Origin of the sequence: Bradyrhizobium sp. LA6.8 (assembly GCF_040547935.1) — a bacterium.
GTDB lineage: Bacteria > Pseudomonadota > Alphaproteobacteria > Rhizobiales > Xanthobacteraceae > Bradyrhizobium > Bradyrhizobium barranii.
Genome location: NZ_JBEPQQ010000001.1, coordinates 498,102 through 523,867, shown reverse-complemented (window position 1 = coordinate 523,867; position 25,766 = coordinate 498,102). Strand labels below are relative to the sequence as shown.

Genomic DNA, 25,766 nt, shown 5'->3' with positions numbered 1-25,766 from the left:
CGCGATGACGATCGCAGAGCATCAGATGACGGACTATCTGGCGGCGGCCGGCCACCCTGCTTCCGCTGCGGGCACGCGCAAGCTTGCGAGCGCCTTTGGCACCGTCGACCGCTGGCTCGGTGCGGTGGTCGAGACCGCCGCGGCAGCTGTCGTGCTGGTCGAGATCGGCATCATGCTCGCCGGCGTCATCATGCGATACGTCTTCCACAGCCCGCTGATCTGGTCGGACGAACTGGCCTCGATCCTGTTTCTCTGGCTCTCGATGCTGGGCGCGGTGATCGCGCTGCGCCGAGGCGAGCACATGCGCATGACAGGGCTCGTCAGCCATGTCGGCCCGGGCGCACGCGCCTTTCTCGACACGATCGCGGCGGTGGCGCCGCTAGCCCTGCTGGCGCTGATCCTGCATCCCGCCTTCGATTATGCGAGCGAGGAACAAGTCATCGTCACCCCGGCGCTGGAGATCAGCAATGCCTGGCGCGCAGCCGCAATTCCCGTCGGGATGACCCTGATGGCCGTCGTCGCCGCGATCCGGCTCGCGACGCATCACCGCCCCGCGTTGATCGTCGCGGCCCTCATCACCATCGCCGTCCTGATTGCCGCATTCTGGCTTGCCGGACCGCTGCTCGCCCCGCTCGGACGCTACAACCTCATCATTTTCTTCGTCGGCGTGGTCGCGGCCAACGTGTTCGCCGGCGTACCGATCGCCTTCTCCTTTGCGCTCGCGACCTTCGGCTATCTGGCGCTGACAACCAGCGTACCGATGATGGTGATGGTCGGCCGTCTCGATGAGGGCATGTCGCACCTGATCCTGCTCGCGGTGCCGCTGTTCATTTTCCTCGGCGCGTTGATCGAAATGACCGGCATGGCGCGGGCCATGATCCAGTTTCTGGCAAGCCTGCTCGGACATGTCAGGGGCGGACTGTCCTACGTGCTGATCGGGGCCATGTATCTGGTCTCCGGCATCTCCGGCTCGAAGATCGCCGACATGGCCGCGATCGCGCCGGTGCTGCTGCCGGAAATGCAGCGGCGCGGCGCCAAGCCCGGCGACCTCGTCGCGCTGCTGTCGGCCACCGGCGCGCAGACCGAGACCATTCCGCCGAGCATCGTGCTGATCACCATCGGCTCGGTGACCGGTGTCTCGATCGCGGCGCTGTTCACGGGCGGGCTGCTGCCGGCCCTGGTCGTGGGCACCGCGCTCTGCGTGGTGGTGTGGCGACGCTACCGGAACGAGGATCTGAGCCATGTGCGGCGGGCCTCGAAGCGCGAGATCGCAAAGCTCACCATGATCGCTCTGCCCGCCATCCTGCTGCCCTTCGTGATCCGCACTGCCGTGGTCGAAGGTGTTGCCACTGCCACGGAGGTCTCGACCATCGGCATCGCCTACGCCGTGCTGATGGGCCTTGTGGTCTACCGCCAGTTTCCCTGGCGGCGGCTGAAATCCATGCTCGTCGAGACGGCCTCGCTGACGGGCGCAATCATCTTCATCATCGGCTGCGCCACGGCGATGGCCTGGGGACTGACGCAATCGGGCTTCTCGCAACAGCTGGCGAAGGCGATGGCGGCGATCCCCGGCGGCGCCTACGGCTTCCTCGCGATCTCGATTGTGGCCTTCGTCGTGCTCGGCAGCGTGCTCGAAGGCATTCCGGCCATCGTGCTGTTCGGCCCGCTGCTGTTTCCGATTGCCAAGCAGGCCGGCGTGCATGAAGTGCACTATGCGATGGTCGTGATCCTCGCGATGGGCATCGGCCTGTTCGCGCCGCCGTTCGGCGTCGGCTATTACGGCGCCTGCGCGATCAGCAAGATATCGCCGGACGAAGGCCTCAAGCACATCTGGGGCTATGTCGCGGCGCTCTTCATCGGCCTCGCCATCGTCGCGGCCGTGCCGTGGCTGTCGATCGGCTTCCTCAAATTCTGAAGATCATGGGAATCATGCAATGAGCCGTTTTTTTGGTGAGATCCGGCAAGCCGGCTACGTCGTTGACGACATCGAGAAGGCCATGGATTATTGGAGCCGCGAGCTCGGCATCGGGCCGTGGTTCTATAATCCGCGGGTTCCAATCGTGAACTACCACTATCGCGGCAAGGCCTATGAGCCGCACAATTCGGTGGCGCTGGCCAATTCCGGTCCGCTGCAGATGGAGCTGATCCAGATCCGCAACGATGCGCCGTCGATGTATGCCGACTTCCTGAAAGCCGGGCATAAGGGTCTGCAGCACGTCGCCTATTGGACCGAAGACTACGACGCCGATCTCTCCCGTCTCGAAGCCGAGGGTTTCAAGCCGGTCATGAGCGGCGAAGTCGGCGCGCGCGGTCGTTTCGTCTATTTCGACACGGAGTACCATCCGGGAACGGTGATCGAACTGTCTGAAGTCTCGGGACCCAAGGGCAAGATGTTCGATCTCATCCGCGCCGCCGCCAAGGGCTGGGACGGGCGCGACCCCGTGCGTCCCTTCCCCGATCTAACCAAGCTCTAGACTGTCTGCGCTCCCGTGATGCAAAATCCCGTTCGCATCGAAGCCGACTATCTGATCGAAACGCCTGAAGATCCGCGTCTTGCCGCGGAAACCATGGCGGGCGAGCAGTCGAGCGGCACGTTCGTTGCGGTGCCCGGCGAAACGCCGGAGCTGAAAGCGCGTGCGGCCGCCCGCGTCGAGAGCATCGAGTTGCTTGATGCGATCTCCGCGCCATCGCTCCCGGTCGCCCGCCCGATCAACCCCGACGGCCCCTGGAATCGCGCGCGCGTGACGTTGTCATGGCCGCTCGACAATATCGGCGCGTCACTGCCCAATCTCGTCACGGCGATCGCCGGCAATCTCTGGGAGTTGCGCCAGCTGACCGGCCTGCGCCTGCTCGACCTGCGCCTGCCGCTCGCGTTTGCCGCCGCGTATCCCGGACCAAAATTCGGCGTCGCCGGCACGCGCGAGCTGACCGGTGTCAACGGCCGCCCGCTGATCGGCACCATCATCAAGCCGAGCATCGGGCTCAGCCCCACCGAGACGGCCAATCTGGTCGCCACGCTCTGCGAGGCCGGCATCGACTTCATCAAGGATGACGAGCTGCAATCGGACGGCGCCTATTGTCCGTTCGACGCGCGCGTGCGCGCCGTGATGCGCGTCGTCAACGACCACGCCGATCAAACCGGCAAGAAGGTCATGATCGCCTTCAACCTCACCGGTGAGATCGACCAGATGCGCCGCCGGCATGATCTGGTGCTGGCTGAAGGCGGCACCTGCATGATGGCGAGCATCAACTCGGTCGGGCTCACAGGCATGGTCGAGCTCGGCCGCCACACCCAGCTTCCCGTTCATGCGCATCGCAACGGCTGGGGCGCGCTCAACCGTCATCCCGCGCTCGGCTGGGATTACACGGCCTGGCACAAGATCTGGCGGCTGGCCGGCGCCGACCACATGCACGTCAACGGCATCGGCAACAAGTTCAGCGAGACCGATGACAGTGTGGTCACATCCGCAAAGGCGGCGCTGACGCCGATGTTCGCGCACAAGCCGTGCATCGCGATGCCCGTGTTCTCCTCGGGCCAGACGCCGGCTCAGGCTGCACCGACCTGGCGCGCACTCGGCTCGACAGATCTGATCTTCGCAGCAGGCGGCGGCATTCTCGCCCATCCCGATGGACCGGCCGCCGGCGTTGCCGATTTGCGCGCAGCATGGGACGCCGCGATGGCGAGCCCGCAGCCGTGAGCGGCGCATCCACCCTGCCCGACGGTCCACTCGTTGCTTTCTATGGCGACGATTACACCGGCTCGTCCGCGGCGATGGAGGCCCTCACGTTCGCGGGCCTGCCGACAATCCTGTTCCTCGAACCTCCAACGCCCGAACGTCTCGCGTCCGCCAGCCAGTTCCGCGGCATCGGCATCGCCGGCACGGCGCGCGCGAAGGATCCGGCCTGGATGGAGCAAAACCTTCCGCCGGCTTTCGCGGTGCTCGCAGGTATCGGCGCGCCGATCGCACACTACAAGGTGTGCTCGACCTTCGACTCCTCGCCGCAGATCGGCTCGATCGGGCGTGCGATCGATCTCGCGGTGCCGCAGCTCGGCGGCACCTGGCATCCGCTCCTCGTGGGATCGCCGGCGATGGGGCGCTATCAGATGTTCGGCCATCTGTTCGCGGCCGTGAATGGCGTCGGCCATCGTCTCGACCGGCACCCGACCATGTCGCGTCATCCGGTGACGCCGATGGACGAGTCCGATCTCGGCCGACATCTTGCAAAACAGACGGCGCGATCGATCGGACTGATCGACTTCGTCACCATGGCCAATGGCGGCGCGGATCTGGCGCTCATGCGCGCGAGGGGCGCCGGCACCGAGATCATCTCGCTCGACGTGCTCGACCAGCCATCCCTGATCGAGGCCGGTCGCCTGATCTGGGAATATCGCGGCGAACGCCTCTTTGTCGCCGGCTCGCAAGGTGTCGAGCAGGCGCTGGTCGCCTATTGGCGGTCGGCGGGCCTGATTGCCGACAGCAAGCCTGATCTGCGCCTTGCCGGCGTCGAGCGCATCGCCTGCGTCTCCGGCTCCTGCTCGCCCGTCACCGCCGCGCAGATCGCCCATGCCGCGGACAATGGCTTCGATATCGAGCGGCTCGATGCGACGCGCGCCGTCGACGCGGCCGAATGGACCAGGGAGATCGGCCGCGCTGTCGCGCGTGCGCTCGCAGCACTCGCGTCGGGGCGCGATGCGCTCCTGATCACCGCAAGCGGCCCCGACGATCCCGCCATCGGCGCGCTCAACGCGGCCATCAAGGCGAGCGGCGCAACGGCGAGCGCAGTGAACGAGCGCATCGGCGCGGGGCTCGGCGAGGCACTGGACGCCATTCTGGAAACCGCGCGGCTCCCGCGCGCCGTGGTCGCCGGCGGCGACACGTCCGGACATGCGCTGCAGGCGATGGGCATCTATGCGCTGACCGCGATCGCCCCTCTCGCGGAAGGCGCGCCACTCAACCGCGCATCGTCGGATCGCGCGCATGCGAATATCGAGATCGCGCTCAAGGGCGGACAGGTCGGCGGGATCGATCTATTCTGCCGGGCCAGAGACGGCGGTTAGCCGTCACCGCTAGACGATCGTGATCCGGCCGATATTGGCTTTGAACTGCGGCTTCAACGGGCCGGCGGGATCAGGGCGCGCAGGATGTCGGGCTTCCAGGCCTGACGGGCGCTGTCAAAGGCCGCGAAATCATGGTCGAACTGCCAATAGGCCCATGCCCAGCCACGTCTGTCGGCGCTTCGCGCCACGAACGACAGGTATCTCTGGCGACTCTCGGATGGAGCCCGTTCGTATACCCCGAACTCGCCGAGATAAACCGGGCGTTTCTCTCTCTCCGACCACCGGCCGACCTTCTCGAAATCAGCGGTCGCCCTGGCTTCGTCGTCCGGACTGCCCCAATCCAGCGGCCCGATGCGCGCGAACGTCTCGGACCATGGCGCACCCTGATGCGTGAAGCGTATCGGCGCGTAATAATGAAAGGTGACGATGAGGTTCCTGTCGCCAGCGGGGAGAGCCAGATCGTCGATGGGAATCTCGTCTGTGTTGAGAACGGCAGCAATGACCCGCCGCTCGGAGTTGGTGCGGCGGATGATGCCGATACATTCGTTGAGGAGCGAATTCCAGCTGGCGGACGTCATCTGTCCCCCCGGCTCGTTCAAGACCTCGAAGACGAGCCCGGGATATCTTCCGGCATAGCGCTCCGCGATCTGCCGCCAGAATGCCCTGAGCTTCTCGCCGCATTCGGATACATCACGCTGACAGACATGCGTGTCGTGCTCGTCGAGGATGGGAACGAGGTTCCTGGCGAGGATTTCCTCGATGACGGCATCAAGCCTTCTCAGCACGACCTCATCCAGCACATTCCCGCGATCCATGAACTTGAAGCCGAAGAAATTGATCCTGACGTGCGAGAATCCGGCCTTTCTGATCGCCGTCAAATTGTCCAGACGGAACGGCGCGTTCTGACCGCCCTCCCAGATTCCGTCATAACCGAGAATGTTGATCCCGCGTCCCAATTTTGCCGCGTCGCGAGGCACGACCTGCCCGGCGCCATGGGCGTCGGAGCAGAGCGATGCGAAGACGAAAGCCGCTGCGGCAAGATTGAAGCTTCTCGACCAGCGAGCACGGTGAGCGGTCATCCTGCTTCCATTCCGTAAGGTTAGAAATCGGTCTCCGGCACCGGCCTGCACGTTGCAAGGAGGAACGCCACGAGGAGCACCGACGTGAACATGGTCGAACGAAGGAACGTCGTCTCGGTGAAATTGGTCTGAAAGCTGAGGGCGACAAATCCGATGATGAGGGCGCAGTGCGCCCGGTGGATCGATCGTGCGGAAATCAAATAGAGAACCTTGTTCGAGAACAGAAGAACACTCGCGGCGAAAAGCACGTAGCCCAGGAACCCTGTTTCCATCAGAATCGCGATATAGCCGCTATGATAGTTGTCGAGCACCCAACCGTGGTTCTGCTCGAAATAATCGTAGATCGACGGGATCGTCCAGAAGCCGTTGATTCCGAAGCCGAGCAGCGGCGCATCGTCGAAATGGCTTATCGCGTAGTGCCAGATGAAGGTCCGCTCGGTGAAATTCACGGTCGCATCGCCAATGTGGATGGCGTCGTATCCCGTCGCGTAAAAATAGACGATCAAGAGGCCGGCCAGAATGCACATGACGAAGGGCAGGATTGCATAGAGCCTCATGCAGCCGACCGACCACATCGACGTCACGAGCAGCGCGCAAGCCGCCAGGGCGACAGCACCGGCGCCGCGCGATTCCGACGCGAGAACGCAGGTCGACGCCAGCAGGAACGCGACGAGGAACGCCAGCCACCCCTGCCCCGTCATCTTCCGGTAGCAGGAGAAAAACATCAGATACGCGCCGACAAAGCCCAGCGTCTGCTTCGATTCATAGACGCCCTGCCATTGACCATTGTGCATCCAGCTATGGTCTACTCCGATATCGGGCACGGCGAGTGCGCAAAGCGCCGATGCGGCGACCAATATGAAGAGCCCGGAGGATGTCGCCTTCACGACATCGTCGATATCGATCCGCGTGATCATACAGAACGCGCCGAACGTCGTCATTGCAAGAGCGGCGCTCTTCATGATGGCTGCGGCATTCAGAGTGGTCCACAACACCGAGACGACCGCCAGCGCGTAGAATGCAAGGAGCGCGATCAGATCCGGGTTGAACGCCAGCTGCAGGCGCGGGCGTACGAACGCGCTTGCGTAGATCAGGACGCTCCACATCAGCAGGGCGACCGCCTGTTGCAGATAAGTCAGTCCAGCCGGCAGTATCGCCGTATTGAATGTCCCCATCGACGCGACGACATTGACGGTGATCGATACGCAGATGGCGAGCCTGGCGATCTTCTCGACGCCGGCACTGCGCGTCTTCCAGATCGCGCTCGTGAGTGCCTCGGAGTCTCTCTCGGTCTGCAGGATGGTCATGCGGTGACTTTCCCTTAAGCTTGGTTAATTATCTACTACTGCGGGTTGATCTCCCGGGCCCCGGCACCACGAAATCTCGAAACTTCGGGGATTGATAACGATACGGCCCCTGCTCGATGCGTTAATGCAAATCGCACCCCGCTGGTGCCTCGGCCGTCACGACCCTGCTATACAAGCGTGGGATCCGGCTCGATCGACTTCTCCGGATTATCTGGTTTCCGTGGTCACGCATGAATAAGCCGAGCAATACATTCGATATCGCCATCGAGCAGGCGTTCGACTTCCTGTCTCCGGAATACGCGGCGCTGTTCGACAGCTCTGCCGCGACCGCGTTTCAGCATCCGCTCTGGCTGGACAGCCTCTACGCCAGGCTCGCATCCCATGCAGGCGCGACGCCGCTGGTCGTCGTGGTCCGCCGCCGTACAACGGGGGCGCTGGCGATGGTGCTGCCCCTGCTCCGAATCCGCCGCGGCCCGATCCGCACTATCGAATTCGCCGATCTGCGCGTATCCGACTATCTGGCGCCGGTCTGCAGTCCCGAGGTGTTTGCCAGCCTGCTGGAGGACGAAGCGGCCTGCGCGGAGATCCGGCGCCTCGTCCGCCCGTTCGATCTGCTCCGCATGACCAAGCTGCCCGACGGACGGCTTCCGATCGAAAGCCTCCTCGGCGCGCCACGCCGGGTCTCGATGGAGACAAACGCCTACGCGACCGTTCTCGTCGCCCCGTTCGAGCAATGGCGCGCCAGCGCGCTGGATCGCTCCTATCAGAAGGAGCTCGCCAAGAAATATCGCCAGCTCCAGAAGAAGGGAGCATTGAGCTTCTCATGCTGCGACGACAGCGCCTCGATCTCCGAGGCGATGGACGCGATGAAGCAATATCGCGGCCCGCGCTTTCACGCCCAGGGCGACGGCGACCTGCTCCAGCGCCCCGAATATTACAGCTTCTATTCTGACGTGGCGGCCCGCGGTCTCGGCTCGTTCGTCCGACTCTACGCCATGAAGATGGACGGCGGCGTGATCGCCGCCGTGCTCGGACTGCGCCATCGCGGCAGCTTCCTCGTCATCATGAGCGCCTTCGATATCGACGGCTACAAGAGCCAATCCCTGGGCTCTCTGATGTTCGAGCAAGTGGCGCGGGATTGCATCGAGCGCGGCGATCAGATGCTCGACTTCACGATCGGCGACGAGCCGTACAAGAAATTGTTCGGCGGCCAGCCTTCGCCGATGTGGATGGTCACGCAGGCCGGCAGCACCGCGGGCGCCATCAGCCTGTTCGCGCTGAAGCAGGCTCCCTGGCTCAAACTGGCGGCCAAGCGGCTGTCGGATTTCAGGCTCCTGCCGGCCCGCACCCCGACGCCCACGCGCTAGCTGAAGCGCAAGCGAGGGAGCTCAGAGCTCAGGCGCGGAGCGCGCCGCGGACGCGGCCGAGCCAGCCCGGATGCATCTGATCGACACGATGCGTGAGACTGCGCCGCAGGAAGTGCAACCGGCGTCGCACATCCCATTCGATATCGTTGCGGGATGTCAGGGCCTGACGGAAGCGCGCCATTTTCAGCGACCGCTGGTCTGCCGCGAGCTTGTCGGGATCGGAATAGAACTGCGAGATCCTCTCCGTGCCCATGCCGGCGCTTGCGAGCCAGCGCGGTGCGTACTCCGTGCAAAGGCGGTCGACGTCCACCAGGAGGCGGGCGACGCCCGTGCCGGCGGCGGGACAATTGGTCTGGAACGCATCGCCGATGAGAACGATTCCGGGCTGAAGGTGTCCCTCCACCACGGTCAGATCCATCACCCAGTTCTGCACCTTGTCGGTCACGTGGAAATCGCCGAGGTAAGGCCGCAGTCCCGGCAGCAGCCGCAGGACGGTCGCTTCCGGTTCGCGGCGCAGCTCGCGCATGATCGGATCGGTCGGGTCGCGGAACATGAACAGATTGGCCCGCATGCCTGATGGCACCGGGAACAGGCTGAGATAGTCGATGCCGTCAGCGGTGCGCTCGCCGTAACAGGTCAGCGCCTCGAAATCGAACGGCGCGCCATCGCGGCGGGCGATCGTGAAGCCGAACGACACCGAATGGCGCTCGGCCAGCACACGCCGCTTGATGCCGAGCTTGTAGCCGAGCGCTCCCGCCATGCCTGTGGCGAGCACGACGAGCCGCGCGTCCAGGCGCCGTCCGGACGCAAGCTCGATATGCTGGACATCGTCGCTGGGTCTGATTGCGGTGACTTCGTCGACGATCAGATTGGACGGATCAGGCAGCTGGCCGCGCGCCATGGCAACGAGGCCGGCATAGGAAAACCCGTAAGCCTGGCCGACGCTGACATCGACGACCTTGCCTTCCCGGATATTGAGCACCCGGTCATACCGGCAGGCGACGTTCTCGAGCGCATGGAGGAAGCCCAGCTTGCGGAACATCTCGAGCTGCTGGCCACCGAGCTTCTCGACCCGGAATTCGTCCGGATGCACCGCGCGCTTGTCGACGAGTGCGACGCGATGCCCCGCCCGCGCAAGCACGGACGCGGCGAGCGATCCCGCAAGGCCGCCACCGACGATCGCGATGTCTGCGACGATCGCCGCAGTCGCAGCTGCAGCGCTCGGCTCGGTCACGGGTCTATCCGTCGTCATGGTTTAGGGCTCCACGGTTAACGGTGGTTCCATGTGCAATTCCCTCGCCTGATGTCGTATCGCAGAGCCAAACGCGATCATTTCCGGCGATTGAGGTTAACGGGTCGCCGGACACATCCGTCCCGGCACGCGCCTTGCTCAGAACGACCTCGAAATACTGCTGTCTCGCCAGACCAAGCGTCCGAATTCGTTCCAGAGAGGCCATTCCAATGCTCGAACAGCCGCAGGCTGGCCGGCTTCGCCCCGCACCTAGCACCGGCACGACATCGCGCCGCTTTTCGGTCGAGCCGGTGCCCGCTCAATCTGGCACATCACGGACGCGGCTGTTCCGCAGTGAAGCAGCGGCGTACGACCTTCGTCGACGACAGACGACGGGACCTGAAGACCGCGCATTAACACTCGCATTTTTCCGGCATGCTAGGCTCTCGCCGTACTTGCAACGCCCATCTTCGGGGAACGCTCAGCATCTTCGATGATCGATTCCATTGTTCAATTTCTGCGGCGTGACGTCACGCGCGGTGTCGTCGGGACCATCCTCCTCAAGGTTGGCAGCGGCGCGCTCGCGTTTGCGTTGTTCTCGCTGGCCGCGCGAACAATGACACCCGACGGATTCGGCATCTTTGCGACCTGGCTTTCGGTTGCCCAGATCGCCGCAGTCGTAGGACTGGTCGGTCAGGAAGCATTGCTGGTGCGATTCCTGAACGAGTATGAGGTCGGCGACAGGCCCGACCTCACCAAGGGCCTCCTGCTCTCCAGCTTCAGGATTTCCGCCATCGCGATGCTGATCGCGATCGCCGCAGTTGCGCTGGTTGCGCACTTCAGAGGGGATTTGTGGCTGCTGATCCTCGCCGTCTCGGCCTACACCGCCGTGAGCGCCGGATTGATGCTCGGCAGCCAGATCGCGCGCTCGCTGGTCAGCATTATCATGGGCGAAGGCAACCGCGAGTTCTTCTGGCGGGTTTTCGTCGTGCTGTTTCTGCTCGCCATGCTGTTCGGGCATCGGCAGCTCGATCCCGCCGAGCTGATCGCCGCAATGACGATTGCGATGTCGGTGGGCCTCGTCGCACAGATCATTGCGATTGTACGGGTGCTGCCGGATTTGCGCACGACAGCAGCGAATTCCGAAGCATCGCGCTGGCGATCGAGCGCGCTGCATTTCTGGCTTGCGTCCATCCTTGAAGTCGCGAACCAGTATTTCGACGTCATTCTGGTCTACTGGATGCTGGATCCGGCGACCGCCGGCATCTACTTCGCGGCGTCACGCCTCGCCAACATCTTCGCCATGCTCTCCGCCGCGCTCTACTCGTTCGGCGCGCGCCGGCTTCCTTCGCTCTACTTCAGCAAAAATCACCAGGAATTCGAGCGGACGCTGCAGCTCATGGCGGAAGTGACCGCGCTTTGCGTGGTCGCAGGCCTCGCCATGATCTGGATCGGCGGCCCCTATCTCCTCAACCTATTCGGGCCTCATTTCACCGAGCAGCACTCGGTGCTGATCGTGCTCGCGATCGGAACGGCCATCCAGGCCGCGGGCGGTCCGTCGGCGGCGATCCTGCAGTTGACCGGCCATGAACGCATCTACGTCCCCGTCGTCGCCGCAAATGTCGCATTGAGACTGGTCGGATTCCTCGTCCTGATCCCCTGGCTCGGCGTGCTTGGCGCGGCAATTGCGGCCACCGTGTCGCTGGCGCTCACGACCATCGCGCTCAATATCTTGTGCCGCCGGCGAACCGGGGTCGATCCTTCGGTTCTCGTGCTGTTGCGCTTCTCGGCGTGGCGACGCGGCCGCTATGCGGTTCGCGGCGCCGACTCCGCCGAATAGGCGTCAACCGTACGAACGGCCTGGTTGATCCGCGACGGCGCGCGCGTCCCGTTGGTTAACGCGCTCGCTGCGCACCATCCGGGAACCGGCAGAATTCCCGCGAGAACGCGGCAATCGGCGGCTCGCGCATTAACTCCGTTTGTTGCTAGTCGGTGTCTGCCCGATGCCTGCATGATAGGTACGGGGTTAAGAAGGTGAAGATTTCGTTTCTTTAGCGGTCGGGATCCGTGCTCCACTACCAGCCGAACAAGGAATTGGGCGAGACGACCGCGACAGAACTCGCGCGGCTGAACGGCAGCGAACGAAAGCTGCACGTCCTTCTCGTACAGACCCAGGCCGAAAACGCGGGCGCGCAGGAGATCTCCAGGCTTCTCGGCGCCGGCCTCTCCGCGCGCGGCCATCGCGTCTCCAACCTGTTTTTCTTCCGCAAATCGGATTCGTTCGACGAGCCGCCCGAGACGTTCTATTGCGCATCGAGCCGGCCGGGCAATCCGGTTGCGCTGCTGCGGATGCTGTGGACGCTTGGCGGTCATATCAGAGCCACGCGGCCCGACGCCGTCCTGACCTTCCAGCATTTCGGCAACGTCATCGGCGCGGGCGTGACGCGCCTCGTCAGCCGCGCCCCTGTCGTCGCCAATCAGGTTTCATCCGCGCTGTCGATGAGCTGGCCGATCCGCACGGCCGACATCGTCATGGGCAGCGTCGGCTTCTTCGACCGCATCACGCTGAACTCAAAGGACATGGAGCGCGAGTATTCGCGCTACCCGCAGGCCTACCGGTCGCGCATGGTGCATGTCCCGCACGGCTTCGAGGACAAGGCCCTCATCCTGCCGAAGAGCGCCGCACGACAGAAATTCAACCTGCCGCCGGACCGCGTCCTGCTCGGCTGCGCGGCGAGGCTGCATCCGCACAAGCGGCTCGATGCGGCGATACGCCTCCTGCCGGACGAGCCGTCGTGGCACCTTGCACTCGCCGGCCAGGGCGCCGACGAAGCGCGACTGCGGCAGCTTGCGGACGATTTGAAGGTCTCGGACCGATTGCATCTGCTCGGCGAAATCGCGCCACGCCAGATCGCGGATTTTCTCGCCTGTCTCGACATATTCGTGTTTCCGACGCAGGCCGAGACCTTTGGCCTCGCCGCCGTCGAGGCCGCCAACGCCGGCGTTCCCTCGGTCGTCACCGATCTTCCCGTGCTGCGCGAGGTGCTGTCCTTCGAAGGAAAGCCCACTGCCCTCTTTGTCGATGCTTCAGATCAAGCGAAGCTGTCGGCTGCCGTCTCCAGACTTCTGACCGACCAAGCACTGAGCGACGAACTGCAAAAGAATGCCAAAGGCCTGAGGTTGCGCTATTCGGTCGATGCGATGGTTGAGGAATACGTTCAAATCCTCAACCGGGTCGTCTGAGCCGATGCGTTGGAATAGGTTGGCTCGACATGATCATCGAGTTTCGCTGCGAACGTGACCATGCGCGGCGGTGGATGCACCGCCAGACGCTGTCGATCGACGGCCGGGACGTTCCGGTTCAAATCGCGTTGACTGCGACGGCGGAGCCACGGCCCGCGGGGCTCGACGCCCTGTTCGAGCTTGAGCGCGTGGTGCTGCGTAAAGGCAGGCACAGCGGCGCCGACGGGCTGAAGATCGATCCGGAACAGACGCAGGCCCGCACCGGCACGGCCGATGTGATCGTCGATTTCACGAGCGCCGCGCGCGATCCGAACTGTTCGGCCCCGCTGTATCTCCGCCCGTTGTTCAACGGAACTGCAGGTGAAAACGCGGCACTCGCCGCGATTCTCGCCGGCGACCTGCCCGTCATCGAGATCGTCAACGAGGTCGACGGTGCGGTGATCGATCGCGGCCATCCCTCCGCAGAAATCGCGGCCGGTTTGAGCGGTGGGCTCGAAACGGTCATGGCGCGAACCCTGACCATGGTGGCGGCCATCCTGTCGGGACGGCCGCGTATCGTGCCGCAGCTGGCACGCCAGGCCCGAGCCGGCAACGGCCGGCCGGCTGCGGCCTACGTCGTGCGCGGCCTCGCCGTATCGATCGCCAAGGAGATCTACCGCCTCTGCTGCTATGCGCCGCATTGGCATGTCGGATGGCGCTTCAATGATGGCGCGGGCGTCTGGCAGACGGGAGATCTCTCCGGGCCTGGCTGGAACGTTCTCGCCGATCCCGGAAATCATTTCTACGCCGATCCCTTCCCGATCACATGGCAGGGACGAACATTCGTCTACTTCGAAGATCTCGATCATCGGGTTGGAAAGGGCATCATTTCGGCAGTCGAGTTCGGCGACGCCGGCCCGGTCGGCGAGGTCGTGCCCGTGCTGGAGGAGCCCTGGCACCTGTCCTATCCGTTCCTGATCGAGGACAATGGCGAGTTGTGGATGATCCCGGAGAGCTCGCTCCACGGGGACGTCGCGCTCTACAAATGCGTTCGGTTTCCGGACAAATGGGAACGACACGCCACGCTGCTCTCAGGCCTCGAACTGGCCGATGTGACCATCACGCAGCACAACGGTCTGAACTATTTGTTCGGAGCCTGGCGAGACGGAACCGGCGGCTATTCGGATTCGCTTGCGATCTATTACGCCGAGCACCTGTTCGGCCCCTGGTTGCCCCATGCCAGCAACCCGGTCCTGATCGATCGCGCAAGCGCGCGACCCGCGGGGAATTTCGTCACCATCGATGGCAAATTGTGGCGGCCGGTGCAGGATTGCGCCGACGGATATGGCGCAGCGCTCGGCCTCGCGGAAGTGATCGAACTGTCTCCGACGACGTTCAAGCAGGTCGTCCGCCACTCCCTCAGACCCGGACCGGCATGGCCCGGCAGAAAGCTGCACACGCTGAACCGCTGTGGCCGGCTCGAGGTGATCGACGGATCGCGTGTTCAACCCAAGACCCGGGCCTTCGCAAGCAAATTTCCATCGGTCGTCTTGTCCCCGCGAACCAGTCCCCACACCGCCTGCTAGCGCGTGGCACGACGGACGGCGTGGATCACAACGCCGCCCGTCATCTCGTGTTCCGACCGCTCCCGCTGGAGGCGGCGTTCTACTGAGAACGATCCGAGGTCCAGCCCTTGTACTCGGCGACGTTGTCCCGGGTCACGAGCTTCGAGGGCAGGAGCTCGACGGTCGAGGCCGGCTTCTGGCCATTGAGAATGCCCACGCCCACCTGCACCGCGCGCCGCGCCATGAAGAACGGGTCCTGGGAAGCGGACGCCTGGACCTGCGGCGCCGCCGGATCCTTCAGCGCGGCCTCGATGTCGGGCGCGCCATCGACCGCGGTGATGACAATGCCGCTGCGGCCTTGCTGGCGCGCCGCGAGATCGGTGCCGATCGCCTGCGGATCGTTGATGGCGAAGATGGCGTCGATCTTGGAAAAGCGCGTCAGATAGCCCTGCGCGATGGTGAGACCGCCTTCACGCGAGCCTTTGCCGTCCTGGTCGCTGGACAACACCTTGATCCCGGGATTCTTCGAGAGAACGTTCTTGCAGCCGACGACGCGGTCGATCACGGCCGAGACCTGCGGCCCGTTCTCGATGATGACGTCGCCCTTGCCCCCCAGCTTGTCGACGATGTACTGACATGAGATCTCGCCGGCCTGCACGTTGTTCGTGGTTATGGTGGCGTCGGCGCCTTCGGCCGCGGTGTCGACCGCGACAACCACGATGCCCGCCGCCTGCGCCTTCTTGATCGCCGGCCCGATCGCCTTGGGATCGCCGGGGTTCAACAGGATCAGGTCGACGCCGGCAGCAATGAAATTGTCGATCTGGGTGACCTGCTTGCCGAGGTCGTATTCGAAGCCGACCGTCGTGATCTTCACATTGGGATTGGTCTTCCTGGCCTCGAACTCGGCGCCCTTCGACAGCGCGACGAAGAACGGATTGCCCATCGACCCCAGCGAGACGCCGATCGACTTGAGTTCCTTGGCGAAGGATGGCGCGGTGCTTAGGGCAAGCGCCATCGCGGCGCCGGCGAGCGTGATCGTCTTCAACATTGGCTTCCTCCCTGGTCTGTATTCTTATCCGGCACGGCAGACCAGTTGCCGCAGCGGAAATTCGCATCACACCATGCGCACTCAGGTGCGCGCCGAACCCATTCAGGTTCTGGCGGAGCCCTGCAGCCGGTAGCGGTCCAGCGCCACGGCGCCGATGATCACCAGGCCCTTGATCACATATTGCCAGATGTCCGAGACGCCGACGAGGATCAGGCCGTTCGACAGGACGGCGATGATCAAGGCGCCGACCAGCGTGCCCCAGATCGAGCCGATGCCGCCGACGAACGACGTGCCGCCGAGGATCACGGCGGTGATCGCATCGAGCTCGTAGGACTGGCCGAGCTGGAGACCGTTGGCCGCATAGAGCCGCGCCGCCTGCATGGCGCCGCCGAGCCCGGCGAAGAGTCCCGAGATGCCGTAGACGAAGATCAGCACGGCCCAGACCTTGATGCCGGCAAGCCGCGCCGCGCTTTCATTGCCGCCCACCGCATAGATGTGCACGCCGAGGACGGTCCGGCGCAGCACCAGCCACGAGACGAGGATGACGAGCAAGGCGATCACCGAGAGCCACGGGATCGACGCGATGCCGGGAACGAGCGTCAGCGAGCCGTTGCCGATGAAGGCGTAGGGAATGGAAGGATTAAAGACGGTGGTGTCGGCCCCGAGCAGTCGCGCCAGGCCGCGTACGGCGGTGAGAGAGCCGAGCGTGACGATGAAAGGCGGCAGGCGGAGGAGCGCAATCAGCGCGCCGTTGATGACGCCGAAGCCGAGGCCCGTGAGCAGCGCGGCCGGCAGCCACAGCATCCCGAGCTCCGGCACCTTGGAGAGCGTCAACCCGGCCATCGCAGACGCCGCCAGGATCGAGCCGACCGAGAGGTCGATGCCGCCGGTGAGGATGACGAAGGTCATGCCTGCGGCGAGCACGGTGTTCACTGCGGCCTGCTGCAACACGATGCCGAGATTTTGTCCGGTGAAGAAGCGGCCCTCCGACAGAAAATGGAAGCCGCCGCACAAGATCAACAACACCGGCAGCATGCCGGCGGCGCGGATCAGAAGCCTTATGCGCTGACGCTTCGTCTCTTGTGCGGCCGCGAGGCCCGCGGCGGCGGTGTCCATCTTTGGAGAGCCGTCATGCATCGAGTTGCTCCATCCCCGTGGCGAGCGCCATGATGTCTTCCTGCTTCAGGGGCGACGTCGCGCCACGCTCGATTTCACCGGCGATATGTCCTGCCCGCATGACGACGACTCGGTCGCAGATGCCGATGATCTCGGGCAGATCGGACGAGATGACGAGGATTGCGGTGCCGGATTTGGCAAGATTGTCGATGATCGAATAGATCTCGGACTTGGCGCCGACATCCACGCCGCGCGTCGGCTCATCGAGGATCAGGACCTTTGGCGTGGTCGCAAGCAGGCGCGACAGCAGCACCTTCTGCTGGTTGCCGCCGGACAATGCGCCGACGGTGACGTTGATGTCGGCGGCACGAATGCCGAGCGCCGCGAACGCCCTGTTGGCGCGGTCGCGGGCCTTGTCGCGGTCGAGGACGTAACCGATCCGGGCGTCCCTTCCGAGTACCGCGAGGTTGATGTTGTCCAGGCATGACATGTCCAGGAACAGGCCGAGCGCCTTGCGGTCCTCGGTCAGATAGGCGACGCCGATGTCGAGCGCCTCACCCGGCGTGCGGATGTCGACCGGGCGTCCTTCCAGCTCGACACGGCCGGAGGTCCTGGGCGCCGCGCCAATGATGAGATGCGCAAGCTCGGTGCGACCCGCGCCGATCAGGCCGGCGAGGCCGACCACCTCGCCCGCATGCACGGTCAGCGAGCACCCCTTGACGCGCCGGCCATCGGCCATGTCGATCGCTGCGAGCACGGGATGCCCCCGCCCCGCCTCCGGATCATGATCCTTCTTGTAGAACGAGGAGACGTCACGCCCGACCATCAGCCGAACGATGGTGTCGGCGCGGATGTCCTTCTTGTCGAGCGCCCCGACCAGCCGGCCGTCGCGTAGCACGGTGACGCGGTCGCCGAGCGCATAGACCTCGTCCATGCGATGCGAGATGTAGATGATGGCAAGCCCCTCGGCGCGAAGCTGGCGGATCAGCGCGAACAGCCGCGCGCTCTCGCCAGCCGACAACGCGGTGGTCGGCTCATCCATGATCAGGATTTTTGATCTGACGTGCAGCGCACGCGCGATCTCGACCAGTTGCCGCTGGCCCATGGAAAGGTGCGCCACCAGCGTCGACGGCAGGAAGTCCGCGCCCAGCCGTTTCAGGATGGGGCCGACGCCCTCGCGCATGGCGCCGCGTGCCAGCAAGCCTGCTCGCGATAGCTCCCGGCCGAGATAGATATTCTCGGCAACACTGAGATTGGGAGCCAACGACAGCTCCTGGTAGATGATGGAGATGCCCGCCGCGCGGCCGCCGAGCGGACCTTCGATCCGTACCGGGCTTCCTTTGATCCGGATCTCGCCGCCGGGATCGGGCCTGTAGGCGCCGGACAAGATCTTCATCAAGGTCGACTTTCCGGCGCCGTTCTCACCCATCAGGGCATGAATTTCGCCGGCATAGACGGTGAGATCGACGGAACGCAGCGCCTTGATGCCAAAGAAGGATTTTGAGACCCCACGCATCTCGAGGATCGGATCGTTCATCGTGCCTCCCGACGCACAATGCGTTTCCTACCCGCGTCTCAATGATTTTGTCAGCGCGGTTCACGCATTAAACAAAAGGCCGCGGCGCAGAGCAATACCGAACACACGGGAATGCAACGTCAAGGCGATGCTAGTGGCGCGGCCGATACAGTTCACGCCACGCGGGAAGCCGCTCGGCATAGGCATCGACCAGCCTTGCGTCGGGTTCGAACGTCTCGATGCGCCGCGGCCGCGTGCACACGGCGGCGATCGCCTCACCGGTGACAGCAAGCCGCCCCAATCTCGCCGCACCGAACGCCGCGCCGGTCTCGCCTCCCGCAAAGCGATGGACCGGAACATTCAGCACGTTTGCCAGCACCGAGAGCCAGAACCCGGACCGTGAACCACCGCCAATGGCGTCGACTTCCGTCATCGCAATGCCGGCATCCGCGAGCGCGTCGCGGCAATCGGCAAGCGCGAAGGCAACGCCCTCGAGCACCGCCTGCACGATCGACCCGCGATCGGTGCCATGGCTCAAACCATCCAGCATGCCGCGCACGGCGGGATCATCGTGCGGTGTCCGCTCACCCGCCAGATAAGGCAGGAAGCTCACAGGCGACGGCGCCTGCGGGCGCAATCCAAGCGGCGCCAGCAACTCGGCCTCGGTGGCGCCGAACAGGCGCGCGATCCAGGCCAGGCAGGAGGCGGCCGAGAGGATCGCGCCGGCCTGAATCCACATGCCGGGAATGGCGTGGCAGAACGTGTGCACCGCGCGGTTCGGGTTGGCGGCGATTCTGCTGGTCGGTGCCAACAAGGCGCCCGAGGTTCCCAGCGACACGAACGCGGTTCCCGGCCGGATCGCGCCGATGCCGACGGCGCCTGCCGGATTGTCGCCGGCACCGCCCGCGATCACCGGCTGTCCGGTCATGCCCCAGCGCCGCGCCAACTCGCCGCGCAGCGTGGTCGCGGGCGCGCATCCCTCGACCAGACGCGGCATGTGATCGCGCGACAGGCCGGTCGCCGCCAGTGCTGCGTCCGACCAGTCCCGGCGCGCGGCGTCGAGCCACAGCGATCCCGACGCATCCGAGACGTCCTCGATGGCCTCGCCGCTCAGCACCAGGCGCAGATAGGCCTTTGGCAGCAGCACGAGTTTCGTCGCCGCAAAGATGTCAGGCTCGTGCGTCGCGATCCAGAGCAGCTTCGGCGCGGTGAATCCCGGCATCGCCTTGTTGCCCGATGTCGCGCGCAAGTCGGGCCAGCGTCGTTCCAGGACTTGGCACTCGGCGGCGGAGCGACCGTCGTTCCAAAGGATGCAGGGCCGCAACGGTCTCGAGCTCGCATCGAGCAGCGTGGCGCCATGCATCTGGCCGGACAGTCCAATACCCTCGACGGCCGCCAACTCGCCGGCATGCGTCGCCTTCAAGGCATCCAGCGTGGCGAAGGTTGCATCGATCCACTGCGCGGGGTTCTGCTCGAAATAGCCTGATAGCGGCGACGCCGTCGTCAACGGCCGGCTCTCGCTCGCAATCACACGCTGGGCGCCGTCGACGAGAACGGTCTTGACCGCCGAGGTGCCGAGATCGATGCCGAGATACATGGCTGCTACCCGCTCACTTCGTCGCGTCCATCCAGATGCCCGGCTCCGAATGCTCGCGGATGTGGGTGACGAGGAAGTCGGAAAAGGCCCTGATCTTGGCGGGCAGCCCGGCGCGGTTCTGGTATGCGATGTTCATGGTGAGCAGCGGCAGCTCCCAATCCACCAGGACCGGGACGAGACGGCCCGCCGCGATGTCGCTTTGAACGATGTAGAGCGGCTGGATGAGGATGCCGAGCCCTGCCAGCGCCGCGCCGCGAATGACCTGGCCGTCGTTGCTGTCGAGCGTCGGCGTGATGCGGACGGTCTGCGCGCCATGGCTTTTGCGCAGGCGCAGCGAATAGGGATCGTTGGCGAGATTGTAGACCAGCATGTTGTGGCGCGCGAGATCGGCGGGCTGCTCCGGCTCGCCGGCGCTTGCGAGATAGGAAGGCGCGGCGGCAAGCACGCGCCGCATCTGGCCGATGCGGCGGACGATGATGTTCGAATCCGGCTCCTGCTCGCGCGTCCGGATCGCGACGTCGATGCCGGCCTCGATGAAATCGGGATAGCGGTTGGCGGTCGTGATCTGCATGTTGAGCTTCGGATAGCGCGCGCGGAAGGCCGGCAGCATCGGCGCCAGATAGATCACCGCGAAGGACAGCGAGCTCGTGACCCGCAGCGTGCCCTGCGGCGACAGCGCGCGATCGCTGACGATGTCCTCGGCCTCCGCCAGTTCGCTCAGCACCCGGCTGGAGCGCTCCAGCAGCTCCTGCCCCGCCTCCGTCAACCACAGCCTGCGTGTGTTGCGCTCGATCAGCCTGACCGCAAGGCGCTCCTCGAGCGCGCTGAGATGGCGGCTCGCCGCCGCATTCGACATGCGCAAGGCCTCGGCGGCTTTTGACAGGCTGCCGAGCTCGGCCGTCTTGGAGAACACCTCCAATTGCAGCAGGCGATCCATTTTTCCACTTTTAGAAAAAGAGACTTACAAATATTGACCTTTATTTCCGCATCCTGCAAGTCAAAATGGTCAGAACACAAGCAAGATAGCAGGCGAGGAAACTGGGAAATGTCGGGCCCGATCAGGCACATCGTGATGTGGCGGCTACGCGGGGAGACGCCCGCGGAGCGCTCCGCGGCCCGTTCCAAGGTCAAGACCCTGTTCGAGGGACTGCGGGGCCGGATTGAGGGCCTCACCCATATCGAGGTCGGCGTCGACGTCAGCGATGTCGATTACGCCTGCGACGTGGTGCTGTTCTCCGAATTTGCCGACCAGGCCGCACTCGCCGCCTATGCCACCCACCCCGAACATTTGCGCGTCCGCGAGGCGCTGGGCGACTTGCGGATCGGACGCTTCCAGGTCGATTATCCCATCAAAGAGACCGGCGCATGATCGGTTCGTTCACCTTTGAAAACCTGCCCTGCCGCGTCGTGTTCGGCAGCGGAACGCTGGCCTCCGCCAAAGCCGAGGTCGAGCGGCTCGGCGGCAAGCGCGCGCTGGTGCTGACGACGCCGCAGCAGGAGGCACAAGGCAAGAGCTTGGGGGCCGCACTCGGCCCGCTCTACGCCGGCATCTTTCCCGGCGCGACCATGCACACCCCGGTCGAGGTCACGGAGCGCGCGCTCGCGGCGATGAAAGCATGCGAGGCCGATTGCGTCGTCTCGCTTGGCGGCGGATCGACCACGGGCCTCGGCAAGGCGCTGGCCTTGCGCACCGGCGTCAACCAGCTCTGCATTCCCACCACCTATGCCGGCTCGGAGATGACGCCGATCGTCGGCCAGACCGAGAACGGCCTGAAGACCACGGTGCGCGACGCAGCGATACTGCCGGAGACCGTGATCTACGATGTCGACCTCACCCTGACGCTGCCGGCGAGCCTCGCCGCAACATCCGGCATCAACGCGATCGCGCATGCCGTGGAAGCGCTCTATGCGCGCGACACCAATCCCGTGACATCGCTGATGGCGGAAGAAGGCATCCGCGCGCTGGCCCGCGCCCTCCCCGCCATTGCCGCGAAGAGCGACGATCGCGAGGCGCGCACCGAAGCACTCTACGGCGCCTGGCTGTGCGGCGTCTGCCTCGGCACCGTCGGCATGGCGCTGCATCACAAGCTCTGCCACACGCTCGGCGGCACCTTCGATCTGCCGCATGCCGAAACCCACACCATCGTGCTTTCGCATGCGCTGGCCTACAACGCACCGGCGGTGTCCGATGCCATGGCGCGGATATCGCGCGCGATCGGCGCGGCCGACGCGTCCCAGGGGCTCTACGACCTCGCGAAGCGGCTGGGTGCGAAGCTGGCGTTGCGCGACATCGGCATGCCCGAGAGCGGCATCGACAAGGCCGCCGATCTCGCGGTCACCAACGCCTACTGGAATCCGCGCCCGCTCGAGCGCAACGCGATCCGCGAGCTGATCGCCCGCGCCTGGGCCGGCGAACCGCCTGTTACCATCAAAGCGGCGGCCTGAAGCGATGCGGCGCACGCTGATCAAATCAGCTGTCATCATCAGCATGGATGACGCGATTGGCGACCTCAACACCGGCGATGTGCTGGTCGAGGGCAGCCGCATCGTCGACGTGCGCCCATCGATCGACCTCGGCAGCGGTGCAGCCGAGACCGAGATCGTGGACGGCGACGGCCGGATCGTCATCCCCGGCCTGATCAACGCGCACATGCACACCTGGCAAACCGCGTTGCGCGGCTATGCCGCGAACTGGACGCTGCTGGAATATTTCCGCCGCATGCATGCCGGGCTCGCGACCGTATTCCGGCCCGACGACATCTACATTGCGACCCTCGTCGGTGCGCTGAACCAGATCAATTGCGGCACCACCACGCTGGTCGATTGGTGCCACAACAATCCAACGCCTGATCATACCGATGCCGCCGTGCGTGGGCTAATCGAAAGCGGCATCCGCGCCGCCTTCTTCCACGGCTCGCCAAAACCCGAGCCGAAGCCCGGCGAGCCGCATTTCTCCGAGATTCCGCATCCGCGCCGCGAGGTCGAGCGGCTTCTGGCAGGTCCCCTCGCCGATCGCGACGGCCTCGTCACGCTCGGGCTTGCTATTCTCGGCCCGCATTATTCGACGCTCGACGTCGCCATGCACGATTTCCGCCTCGCTCGCGAGCTCAAGCTGATCGCATCCATGCATCAGGGCGGCGGTCCGGCCAAGACGCCCGGCGGCTGGGAGAAGCTGATCGAGGCCGGCCTCGTCGGCGCCGGCATCAACATCGTCCATGGCAACGATCTGCCCGACGATCTCCTCGACAAGATCGTCGGCCTCGGCGTCTCCTTCTCGGTGACGCCGGAAAACGAGATGATCCAGGGCCACGGTTTTCCGATCACCGGACGGCTGCTCAAGCGCGGCGTGCGGCCGACGATCGGGATCGACCTGGAATCCGTGCTGGCCGGCGATCTCCTCTCCGTCGCCCGCGTCGCGCTATCGATGCAGCGGGCGCTCGACAATGCGGAGTCACGTAAAGTGAGCGGCACCATTCCTGCGACGACCACGATCCCCGTCCGCGAGGCGCTGCGCTGGATCACGACCGAAGGCGCCCGCATGCTCGGCCGCGAGGGCCAGATCGGCTCGCTGACGCCGGGCAAGCTCGCTGACCTCGTCGTCATCAACGCGTCCGATCTCAACCTTGTCCCGGTGCACGATCCCGTCGCGACCGTCGTGATGCAGACGAGCCTCGCCAATATCGAGGCTGTGATGATCGGAGGCACCTGGAAGAAGCGGGACGGCCGGCTGCTGGTCGAGGGGCTGGAGACGAAGAAGGACCTGCTGGCCCGATCCGGCCGGCGGCTGGTGCAGGACATCGAACGACAGGGACGCGCCGCCTGAAGGCGCCAATGGATGAGATCAATGACCGACGCTTCAAGGAATGTCGCTTTCATCGGGATCGGCAAGATGGGCCTGCCGATGTCGGCGCTCGTCGCCAAGGCCGGCTACGCCGTGACCGCATTCGATCAGAGCGCCGCCCGGATCAACGAGGCGCGTGCGCAAGGCATTTCGATTGCCGCTTCGCCGGTCGAGGCCGTGAGCGGCAAGGCCGCGATCATCACGTCCCTGCCCGATGACGCAGCCTTGCGCGGCGCGCTGCTCGGCCCAGCCGGCCTGATCGCCGCGATGGCTGCTGGATCTGTTCTGATCGAGACCAGCACCGTGAGCGTCGAGGCCTCCACCGAAGTTGCGGCCGCTGCACAAGCTCGCAGCATTGCTTATCTGCGTTCGCCGGTCTCAGGCAATGCCAGCATCGTTCACACGGGTGCCCTGACCTGCTTCGTCTCCGGGCCGAAGGATGCCTTCGACAACGCCAAGCCTCTGTTCGCCGCCTTCACCCGCGCCCAGACCTATCTCGGGCCGGCCGAGGAAGCCCGCTACGCAAAGCTCTCGGTCAATCTGATGATCGCAGTCTCGGCGGCGATGATGGCCGAGAGCCTGGCCCTGGCGCGCAAGGGCGGAATCGCCTGGCAGGACATTTTGAAGGTGCTCGACGATAGCGCGGTCGCCTCGCCAATGGTGAAGTACAAGACCGCGCCGCTGCGGACGCGCGATTTCGAGTCGACTTTCTCGTGCAAGCAGATGGCCAAGGACCTCGATCTCATCCTCGGCGCCGGCCACGCCGTGGGCGTGCCGCTGCAGCTCGCGGCGCAGGTGCGTGAGACCTATGGCTCGCTGGTCGCGCAGGGCGACGGCGACACCGACTTCATCGCGACCGTCAAGCACCTGGAACGTCTGTCCGGGCTTGGCGAACCGAAACTCTGATCGCGGAGACACCGATGCGTAACTTCAACGAGACCACGATCACGGACGCGGTGCTGGAGCGGATCAAGGACGCGACCGATCCGCGCATCAAGGAGGTCAGCGAAGCGCTGGTGCGCCACCTGCACGCCTTCGTCCGCGAGGTCCGGCCGACCCAAAAGGAATGGGAATACGGCATCGATTTCCTGACCCGCACCGGGCACATGTGCGACGACAAGCGCCAGGAGTTCATCCTGTTGTCCGACACGCTCGGCGTCTCCATGCTGGTCGACGCGATCAACCATCCCGTGCCGGAAGGCGCGACCGAGACGACGGTGCTCGGCCCGTTCTTCGTCCAGGCCGCGCCGGAGAAGGACAGCGGCGCGGATATCTCGGGGCCGATGGAAGGCGATCCCATGCTGGTCACCGGCTCGGTCTCGACCGTCGACGGACAACCGCTCGCGGGCGCCATCGTCGATGTCTGGCATTCCGACGATGACGGCTATTACGACGTGCAGCAGCTCGACGACATCGGCGATCTCGCGATGCGCGCGCGCTTCCATACCGACGCCAATGGCCGCTTCCATTTCTGGTCGATTAAGCCGGCGGCGTATCCGATCCCGCATGACGGCCCTGTCGGCGAGATGCTGGAGGTCCAGGGCCGCCATCCCTGGCGCCCCGCGCATGTCCATTTCATGATCTCGGCGCCCGGTTTCGAGCAGCTCGTGACCCATGTGTTCGTCGCCGGTGACAAATATCTCGACTCTGACGTGGTGTTCGGCGTCAAGGACAGCCTGATCCGCGAATTCACTGGCCACCCTGCCGGCCGTGCGCCGGATGGTCGCATGGTGGAGCGCGACTATTTCCACCTCAATTACGATTTCGGCCTGAAGCAGGTCGCGAGCAACGCGAGAGCCGCCTAGGCTAGACGAAGGA

The 25,766-nt window shown here is 64.7% G+C and carries 21 protein-coding genes; 13 read left to right on the top strand and 8 right to left on the bottom strand.

Going from position 1 to position 25,766, the window contains the following annotated elements:
- Positions 1-4 precede the first annotated feature (4 nt).
- From ABIA90_RS02150 to ABIA90_RS02135, 4 genes are read left to right on the top strand one after another with little or no spacing between them, the layout of a single operon-like run.
- On the top strand, positions 5-1,915 hold the full coding sequence (locus tag ABIA90_RS02150; protein WP_502916615.1) for a TRAP transporter large permease: 1,911 nt from the start codon (positions 5-7) through the stop codon (positions 1,913-1,915).
- Between the two features lie 19 nt (positions 1,916-1,934).
- Positions 1,935-2,474, top strand: coding sequence for a VOC family protein (locus ABIA90_RS02145; RefSeq protein WP_014496479.1), 540 nt, complete (start codon positions 1,935-1,937; stop codon positions 2,472-2,474).
- An 18-nt stretch (positions 2,475-2,492) separates the two neighbouring features.
- Positions 2,493-3,698 (top strand): ribulose-bisphosphate carboxylase large subunit family protein, encoded by a 1,206-nt coding sequence (locus ABIA90_RS02140; RefSeq protein ID WP_354117122.1) that lies wholly within the window; start codon positions 2,493-2,495, stop codon positions 3,696-3,698.
- Entirely contained in the window at positions 3,695-5,059 is a 1,365-nt protein-coding gene (locus ABIA90_RS02135; protein ID WP_354117121.1) for a four-carbon acid sugar kinase family protein, read from the top strand. The genes ABIA90_RS02140 and ABIA90_RS02135 overlap by 4 nt, the downstream gene beginning before the upstream one ends.
- A gap of 53 nt (positions 5,060-5,112) precedes the next feature.
- On the opposite strand, the gene ABIA90_RS02130 is transcribed toward ABIA90_RS02135, so the two are convergent.
- Together ABIA90_RS02130 and ABIA90_RS02125 are read right to left on the bottom strand one after the other, a co-directional pair.
- Positions 5,113-6,138 (bottom strand): glycoside hydrolase family 5 protein, encoded by a 1,026-nt coding sequence (locus tag ABIA90_RS02130; RefSeq protein WP_354117120.1) that lies wholly within the window; start codon positions 6,136-6,138, stop codon positions 5,113-5,115.
- A gap of 20 nt (positions 6,139-6,158) precedes the next feature.
- A complete protein-coding gene (locus ABIA90_RS02125) occupies positions 6,159-7,445 on the bottom strand; it encodes an O-antigen ligase family protein (protein WP_354117119.1) in 1,287 nt (428 codons plus the stop codon).
- 230 nt (positions 7,446-7,675) lie between these two features.
- Between ABIA90_RS02125 and ABIA90_RS02120 the strand changes: the two genes are divergently transcribed.
- Positions 7,676-8,812 (top strand): GNAT family N-acetyltransferase, encoded by a 1,137-nt coding sequence (locus tag ABIA90_RS02120; protein ID WP_354117118.1) that lies wholly within the window; start codon positions 7,676-7,678, stop codon positions 8,810-8,812.
- A gap of 28 nt (positions 8,813-8,840) precedes the next feature.
- Here ABIA90_RS02120 and ABIA90_RS02115 read toward each other — a convergent pair whose 3' ends face one another.
- Entirely contained in the window at positions 8,841-10,064 is a 1,224-nt protein-coding gene (locus tag ABIA90_RS02115; protein ID WP_354117117.1) for an FAD-dependent oxidoreductase, read from the bottom strand.
- Positions 10,065-10,536: 472 nt separating this feature from the next.
- On the opposite strand from ABIA90_RS02115, the gene ABIA90_RS02110 reads away from it, so the two are divergent.
- The 3 genes from ABIA90_RS02110 (at position 10,537) to ABIA90_RS02100 (ending at position 14,851) form a co-directional block, all read left to right on the top strand.
- Entirely contained in the window at positions 10,537-11,883 is a 1,347-nt protein-coding gene (locus ABIA90_RS02110) for a lipopolysaccharide biosynthesis protein (RefSeq protein ID WP_354117116.1), read from the top strand.
- 227 nt (positions 11,884-12,110) lie between these two features.
- A complete protein-coding gene (locus ABIA90_RS02105) occupies positions 12,111-13,286 on the top strand; it encodes a glycosyltransferase family 4 protein (protein WP_354117115.1) in 1,176 nt (391 codons plus the stop codon).
- A 29-nt stretch (positions 13,287-13,315) separates the two neighbouring features.
- Positions 13,316-14,851, top strand: a complete 1,536-nt coding sequence (locus tag ABIA90_RS02100) for a glucosamine inositolphosphorylceramide transferase family protein (RefSeq protein ID WP_354117114.1) — start codon at positions 13,316-13,318, stop codon at positions 14,849-14,851.
- Between the two features lie 79 nt (positions 14,852-14,930).
- Here the strand turns inward: ABIA90_RS02100 and ABIA90_RS02095 are convergent, their stop codons facing one another.
- From ABIA90_RS02095 to ABIA90_RS02075, 5 genes are all read right to left on the bottom strand, one after another.
- Positions 14,931-15,878, bottom strand: a complete 948-nt coding sequence (locus ABIA90_RS02095) for an ABC transporter substrate-binding protein (protein ID WP_135215839.1) — start codon at positions 15,876-15,878, stop codon at positions 14,931-14,933.
- 102 nt (positions 15,879-15,980) lie between these two features.
- A complete protein-coding gene (locus ABIA90_RS02090) occupies positions 15,981-16,994 on the bottom strand; it encodes an ABC transporter permease subunit (RefSeq protein WP_502916622.1) in 1,014 nt (337 codons plus the stop codon).
- A 13-nt stretch (positions 16,995-17,007) separates the two neighbouring features.
- Positions 17,008-18,531: a sugar ABC transporter ATP-binding protein gene (locus ABIA90_RS02085; protein WP_354117112.1), complete on the bottom strand. Its 1,524-nt coding sequence runs from the start codon at positions 18,529-18,531 to the stop codon at positions 17,008-17,010.
- A 130-nt stretch (positions 18,532-18,661) separates the two neighbouring features.
- The gene (gene xylB / locus ABIA90_RS02080) at positions 18,662-20,107 is read right to left on the bottom strand and encodes a xylulokinase (RefSeq protein WP_354117111.1); all 1,446 of its coding nucleotides are present in this window, start codon (positions 20,105-20,107) and stop codon (positions 18,662-18,664) included.
- A gap of 13 nt (positions 20,108-20,120) precedes the next feature.
- Positions 20,121-21,044, bottom strand: a complete 924-nt coding sequence (locus ABIA90_RS02075) for a LysR family transcriptional regulator (RefSeq protein WP_028147172.1) — start codon at positions 21,042-21,044, stop codon at positions 20,121-20,123.
- A 108-nt stretch (positions 21,045-21,152) separates the two neighbouring features.
- Here ABIA90_RS02075 and ABIA90_RS02070 point away from each other — a divergent pair, with 108 nt between their 5' ends.
- From ABIA90_RS02070 to ABIA90_RS02050, 5 genes are read left to right on the top strand one after another with little or no spacing between them, the layout of a single operon-like run.
- Positions 21,153-21,476 (top strand): Dabb family protein, encoded by a 324-nt coding sequence (locus tag ABIA90_RS02070; protein ID WP_028147171.1) that lies wholly within the window; start codon positions 21,153-21,155, stop codon positions 21,474-21,476.
- Entirely contained in the window at positions 21,473-22,552 is a 1,080-nt protein-coding gene (locus ABIA90_RS02065) for a maleylacetate reductase (protein WP_354117110.1), read from the top strand. Before ABIA90_RS02070 ends, ABIA90_RS02065 begins: the two co-directional genes overlap by 4 nt.
- 4 nt (positions 22,553-22,556) lie before the next feature.
- The gene (locus ABIA90_RS02060) at positions 22,557-23,930 is read left to right on the top strand and encodes an amidohydrolase family protein (protein ID WP_354117109.1); all 1,374 of its coding nucleotides are present in this window, start codon (positions 22,557-22,559) and stop codon (positions 23,928-23,930) included.
- Between the two features lie 21 nt (positions 23,931-23,951).
- Positions 23,952-24,854 (top strand): NAD(P)-dependent oxidoreductase, encoded by a 903-nt coding sequence (locus ABIA90_RS02055; RefSeq protein WP_354117108.1) that lies wholly within the window; start codon positions 23,952-23,954, stop codon positions 24,852-24,854.
- A gap of 14 nt (positions 24,855-24,868) precedes the next feature.
- Complete coding sequence (locus tag ABIA90_RS02050) at positions 24,869-25,753, top strand: intradiol ring-cleavage dioxygenase (protein ID WP_028155718.1); 885 nt, start codon at positions 24,869-24,871, stop codon at positions 25,751-25,753.
- Positions 25,754-25,766 lie beyond the last annotated feature (13 nt).

What these genes read in the sequence shown, in the direction of transcription:
- ABIA90_RS02140 (WP_354117122.1), top strand. Translation starts at nt 2,493, where the DNA reads ATGCAAAATCCCGTTCGCATCGAAGCCGACTATCTGATCGAAACGCCT.
- ABIA90_RS02145 (WP_014496479.1), top strand. Translation starts at nt 1,935, where the DNA reads ATGAGCCGTTTTTTTGGTGAGATCCGGCAAGCCGGCTACGTCGTTGAC.
- ABIA90_RS02095 (WP_135215839.1), bottom strand. Translation starts at nt 15,878, where the DNA reads ATGTTGAAGACGATCACGCTCGCCGGCGCCGCGATGGCGCTTGCCCTA.
- ABIA90_RS02115 (WP_354117117.1), bottom strand. Translation starts at nt 10,064, where the DNA reads ATGACGACGGATAGACCCGTGACCGAGCCGAGCGCTGCAGCTGCGACT.
- ABIA90_RS02130 (WP_354117120.1), bottom strand. Translation starts at nt 6,138, where the DNA reads ATGACCGCTCACCGTGCTCGCTGGTCGAGAAGCTTCAATCTTGCCGCA.
- ABIA90_RS02120 (WP_354117118.1), top strand. Translation starts at nt 7,676, where the DNA reads ATGAATAAGCCGAGCAATACATTCGATATCGCCATCGAGCAGGCGTTC.
- ABIA90_RS02070 (WP_028147171.1), top strand. Translation starts at nt 21,153, where the DNA reads ATGTCGGGCCCGATCAGGCACATCGTGATGTGGCGGCTACGCGGGGAG.
- ABIA90_RS02100 (WP_354117114.1), top strand. Translation starts at nt 13,316, where the DNA reads ATGATCATCGAGTTTCGCTGCGAACGTGACCATGCGCGGCGGTGGATG.
- ABIA90_RS02060 (WP_354117109.1), top strand. Translation starts at nt 22,557, where the DNA reads ATGCGGCGCACGCTGATCAAATCAGCTGTCATCATCAGCATGGATGAC.
- ABIA90_RS02055 (WP_354117108.1), top strand. Translation starts at nt 23,952, where the DNA reads ATGACCGACGCTTCAAGGAATGTCGCTTTCATCGGGATCGGCAAGATG.
- ABIA90_RS02110 (WP_354117116.1), top strand. Translation starts at nt 10,537, where the DNA reads ATGATCGATTCCATTGTTCAATTTCTGCGGCGTGACGTCACGCGCGGT.
- ABIA90_RS02085 (WP_354117112.1), bottom strand. Translation starts at nt 18,531, where the DNA reads ATGAACGATCCGATCCTCGAGATGCGTGGGGTCTCAAAATCCTTCTTT.
- ABIA90_RS02075 (WP_028147172.1), bottom strand. Translation starts at nt 21,044, where the DNA reads ATGGATCGCCTGCTGCAATTGGAGGTGTTCTCCAAGACGGCCGAGCTC.
- ABIA90_RS02050 (WP_028155718.1), top strand. Translation starts at nt 24,869, where the DNA reads ATGCGTAACTTCAACGAGACCACGATCACGGACGCGGTGCTGGAGCGG.
- ABIA90_RS02150 (WP_502916615.1), top strand. Translation starts at nt 5, where the DNA reads ATGACGATCGCAGAGCATCAGATGACGGACTATCTGGCGGCGGCCGGC.
- xylB (WP_354117111.1), bottom strand. Translation starts at nt 20,107, where the DNA reads ATGTATCTCGGCATCGATCTCGGCACCTCGGCGGTCAAGACCGTTCTC.
- ABIA90_RS02125 (WP_354117119.1), bottom strand. Translation starts at nt 7,445, where the DNA reads ATGACCATCCTGCAGACCGAGAGAGACTCCGAGGCACTCACGAGCGCG.
- ABIA90_RS02065 (WP_354117110.1), top strand. Translation starts at nt 21,473, where the DNA reads ATGATCGGTTCGTTCACCTTTGAAAACCTGCCCTGCCGCGTCGTGTTC.
- ABIA90_RS02090 (WP_502916622.1), bottom strand. Translation starts at nt 16,994, where the DNA reads ATGGACACCGCCGCCGCGGGCCTCGCGGCCGCACAAGAGACGAAGCGT.